The 5,087-nt window shown below is 44.2% G+C and carries 2 protein-coding genes; both read right to left on the bottom strand.

Annotated features, from left to right (window positions below):
• On the bottom strand, nt 1–1,115 hold a 1,115-nt coding region (locus K1J10_RS09970), incomplete at its 3' end, for a G5 domain-containing protein (RefSeq protein WP_223357199.1).
• 78 nt (nt 1,116–1,193) lie between these two features.
• Nucleotides 1,194–5,087: isopeptide-forming domain-containing fimbrial protein (locus K1J10_RS09975; RefSeq protein ID WP_223357201.1), on the bottom strand; the 3,894-nt coding region annotated here is incomplete at its 5' end.

Consider the following 5,087-nt stretch of genomic DNA (forward strand, 5'->3'; position numbering starts at 1 on the left):
CCCACTTCAACCACTTCTTCAACTGGTTGTTTGGTGACACTTTCGCTCTTCTTCTCACGTTTTGTTTCAACTCCGTCTGTGTAAGTCACGGTATAGACAATGGTCTTTTCACCTTTTTCACCTGGAGTTTTTACATTGCGTGTACCTTCTGGGAGAGCAGGATTCTCTTCTTCACGTTTTGTGAATGGAATTTCTTCCGTCTCTGTCACTTCCTTAGTTGTGATCACCGCAGCTTTCTTAGTGCCGACTTCGATGACCTTATCAACCGGTTGTTTAGTGACCGTTTCGCTCTTCTTCTCGCGTTTGGTTTCGACACCATCGGTTAAGGTAATCGTGTAGACAACAGTCTTCTCACCATTTTCCCCTGGAGTCTTCACGTTACGTGTACCTTCTGGCAAGTCAGGATTGGTTACGGTCTGTTCTCCATAAGGGATTGGTTCTGTAACTGTGAGTTCCTGAGTTGTCACAACAGCAGCCTTCTTGGTGCCGACTTCAACCACTTCTTCAACTGGTTGCTTCGTAACAGTTTCGCTCTTCTTCTCGCGTTTCGTTTCTTTACCGTCGACATAAGTAACGGTATAGACAATGGTCTTTTCACCTTTTTGACCAGGAGTCTTGACGTTGCGCGTGCCTTCTGGAAGATCTGCATTCTTTTCCTCTCGGCTGGTGAATGGAATCTCTTCCGTCTCTGTCACTTCTTTCGTCGTTTCAGTTGGGGTAGTCTTACCTAAGGCAGCATTTGCTCGAGCAACCAAGGCGTTGTAACGAGCTTCTAATTTAGTAGCGGAAGCTTGACCTTCTGGACTTTTGACACCGTTTTTAACAACGGCAAGTTCAGTAGCTAGCTCATTGATGCTATCCTCTAGCAAACCCTTCATATCCTCATCAGAAGGATCGTCCTCAAAGGCTTGAATGTCTCCTTCAAATTCATTCAATTTATTAGTGAAATTAACAACCAATTTCCGTTCTTCTGCATCTGGAATTTCTTCGTCTTCTCCTGGTGTTTCAGCCAAAACGGTTGGGATAAAGTTTGGGACTGTATAATGCGCTGCTACTCCCAAAGCATTTAAGGCAAGAACTGAAATCCCTAATTTAATTAACTTTTTTCTACTCATGATAATTTCCTTTAAAATTATACTAACAATACCGCAAGAAGAGGAGTAAAATATTTTACCCTCTTCTAGCAATATGTGTTATTGCTCCTTCTTGCGTTTCCAGATAAGAAGGCTAGTCATTCCCAACATGAGGCCACCCACAAGATTCATTACTGGAGAATCAACTGCTGCTGTCTTCGGTAAGATTGGTTGTGGTTGTTCTGAGACCTTCGGTGTTGGTTTCTTAGGTTTTGGTTTATCTGGGATTGGAGCTGGTGGCAAGTCACCATTCGGTGCCGGTGGAATCACTGGCGTTGGAGGTGTGTATGGACCAGGTGGTGGTGTATTTGGTGCTGGTGGGAATACCTTCACTTCGTAAGTTTCTTTTGGTTTATGGTTGAAGCTTACTTTTGCAACGTTTGGCACACCTTTTTCGACGTACTTGCTAACATCGACGCCATCTTTGAAGCTTGTGTACAAGACAAGACGGAGGGTGCTTCCTTTGAGGGCATCTAGAATAGTTTCATCTGTGATTTCAACAGTTACTAGATTTGTTGCTTCATCATAGGTGACAGTTGCAAAGGCGCTCAAGGCATCACCAGTAATTTCACCACGTTCATTAGAAACTTTGCTTAGATTTTCAACTGCCTTATCAAGTTTCGCTTTCGCTTCTTCTAGGCTCTTGATTTCTTGTTCAAGTTTCTCTTGAGCTTGTTTTTGATCAGCTGATGTTGGAAGTCCACCTGACTTATCAGCGTTTTCTTTCAGAGCTGTCAATTCATCTTGAGCCGCTTTCAAGCTTGCTTCAAGTGTTGTCACAGCTGCTGCTTTTTCTGCTGATTCTGCATCTTCTGCTGCGGCAGTCTTAGCAGCTTCTACTTGCGCTGTCAAGTCAGCGACTTTAGCTTCTGCTGCAACTACTTGTTCTGCAATTGAACCAGTAGTTGGTTGACCAGCAATGTCTTTCAACTCTTGTTTTGCCTGATCAAGCTTAGCTTGAAGCGCTGCTTGGATAGAAGCAAATTGAGCATTTTCAACCTTGAGGGCAATTTTCTTCACTTTCAGAGCCTTATCGATCTCATCTGAGAAGGTCAAGTTGGTCAATTTCGTCTTGACGTCGCGACCGTATTGGTCTTTGACTGGATTGCCGTTCTCATCTTTTGGATCAGTTGGAACTGGAGTAGTGATGTCGAAGCGGAAGAGTTCGCCAGCTGTCTTCAAGCGGTAAACAGAGCCTGGTGCTGAACCATCCTCTGGACCAACAGTTTTTTGTGGTCTGTTTGGATCTGGATCGCGTGGTTTTTCAGGATCACGTGGTTTCACCGTCACCGGCTTAGATTCCTTGTTTCCTGATTGACCATTGCGGTCCTTGAAGGATACAGTCGCCTTGTTTGGAACAAGTTGTTCTGCATAAGGTGTCAAATCGCTACCTGATTTGAGTTTAGATGGAATGTACAATTGAATTTCTTTGAAGCCTTTGAGGCGAGCAAAGTCTTTCACTGTCACGGTAACAGTGTTACCTTCCACTTTCGTTTCAAGAGCTTCTTTGGCATCGTAACCATCGACGTAAGCCACTGGTGTACCCGCGATTTCCAATACTGGTTCAAGGGTATCTGTTACAGTGAATTCTTTATACTTGTCGATATCTGCAGGCAATTTCGTGTTGACATTGTACATGTAGCCAGCATCGTAGTCTACATCCAAGTGATCCAAGGTACGATTGATCTTCTTAGAAATTTCTGGTTCTGGTACTTTCGGTACAACAACCGGAACGGTGTTAGAGTCTTTCTTCAATCCTGGATTGTTATTAAGGATGTAAGATGCTGTATTTGGTACTGTGTAGCCACGATCTGTCAGATAAGGAGTAAGATCTGCGTCGGCTTTGACTTTGGCCTTGAAGGTTACTTGTACTTTCTTGCCAGCGCTTGATTTCACTGTTGCTTCTGGGAAGTTAACTGTCATAGTTTGTCCGTCAGTTGTGACAGTAGCATCAGTTGCTTTACCATCAAGAGTTACATTTGCAGTTCCTTCAAACTCTAATACAGGATCAAGAGTATCGGTTACTGCGAAGGCTGTTGCATCTTCTGGCATCACTGTGTTGATCGTATATGTAAATACTTCATCACGGTCTCCAAGAAGGGCTTCAGCTGCACCGTTGACTTGTTTTTCAATTTCAGGCTGACCTGGGTTTGGAGGTGTAACTGGGACTGTGTTCGAGTCTTTGGTTACGCCTGGTTTGTTAGGGAAGTCTACCTTGTAGCTTGCCTTGTTAGGGATCTCTACTTGATTCGTTGTAGCAGAGATATAAGCTCCGAGGTTGGCACCCTTCTTGATCTTAGCTGTGAAGGTCAAGTTCACTGCTTTACCGCCGTTTTCTTTCATTTGCTCTTCTGTAAGCGTCAAGGTAATGGTTTGTCCGTCAACCTTGATTTGGTTAGCCTTCAATTCTTTGCCGTTCAAGCTTGCACTTGATGCGCCTGCGAATTCAAGAACATCTACCAAGGTATCGTGAACTTCAAAGGCTGTCGCATCTGTTGGAACACTTGTGTTGACGTGGTAAGTGAAGACTTCATCACGTTTAGCTAGTGTTTCGGCAGGTTTGTCGTTAACATCCTTCTTAATTTCTGGTTCACCTGGTGTTGGTGGGATAACTGGGACTGGTTTAGATTTTTGCTCTGTGCCAGGATCGTTGTTGAAGTTGTACTTAGCCGTATTTGGTACACGGGTTACGCCATCTTCGTTCACATATTCTGACAAGTTTGCACCATCTTTGATCTTCGCTTTGAAGGTCAATTCAACTGTCTTACCAGCATTGGCTTTCGCTTCTTCTTCAGTCAATTTCACTGTGATCTTTTGACCCTTGAAGCTGATGTGGCTGGCATCCAAGGCTTGGCCGTCAAGAGTTGCGACAGCTTCAGCGTTTTCGCCTGCAAATTCAAGAACTTTTTCAATCGTATCGTATACTGCGAATCCTGTAACATCTTGAGGAACTTGAGTAGTCACTTTGTAAGTGAAGACTTCATCGCGTGCTCCTAAAGTTGCTTGGTCTTCGTTGTTTACTTTCTTCTCGATTGGAGGAAGTTCTGGTGATGGAGGTGTAACTGGGACTTCATTTGAGTCTTTGGTTACGCCTGGTTTGTTAGGGAAGCTTGCTTTGTAGCTTGCCTTATTTGGAACTTCAGTCTTACCTTCTTTGGTTACGTAAGCAGAAAGGTTGGCACCATCCTTGATCTTAGCTGTGAAGGTCAAGTTTACTGCTTTACCAGCGTTGGCTTTGACTTGGTCCTCAGTCAATGTGACTGTAATCTTCTGACCGTCAACCTTGATTTGTTCTGGAGCAAGAGCTTCTTCACCAAGAGTTGCAGTTGCACGTCCAGTACCATCTGCGAATTCAAGTACGTCTACCAAGGTATCGTGGACTTCAAAGGCTGTCGCATCTGCTGGAACTTCAGTGTTGACATGGTAAGTGAACTCTTCGTTACGAGCTTGAAGCGTTTCAGCTGGCTTGCCGTTGACATCTTTCTTGATCTCTGGCTCACCTGGTGTTGGAGGTGTAACTGGAACTTCGTTGGAATCCTTGGTTACGCCTGGTTTGTTAGGGAAGTCTACCTTGTAGTTTGCCTTGTTTGGAACTTCCGTCTTACCATCTTTAGTGATGTAAGCTGAGAGATTTGCACCATCCTTAATCTTAGCTGTGAAGCTCAATTTAACAGCTTTACCGCCATTAGCTTTGACTTGTGCTTCTGTAAGCGTCAAAGTGATGGTTTGACCTTCCACTTTGATTTGTTCTGGAGCGATTGCTTCTCCGTTCACGCTTGCACTTGAGGCACCAGCGAATTCGAGAACATCTACCAAGGTATCGGTTACTTCGAAGGCTGTCGCATCTGTTGGAACACTTGTGTTGACATTGTAAGTAAAGACTTCATCACGTTTAGCTAGTGTTTCGGCAGGTTTGTCGTTAACATCCTTCTTAATTTCTGGTTCACCTGGTGT

Source organism: Streptococcus australis, from assembly GCF_019930045.1.
In the GTDB taxonomy this organism is placed as follows: Bacteria; Bacillota; Bacilli; order Lactobacillales; family Streptococcaceae; genus Streptococcus; species Streptococcus australis_D.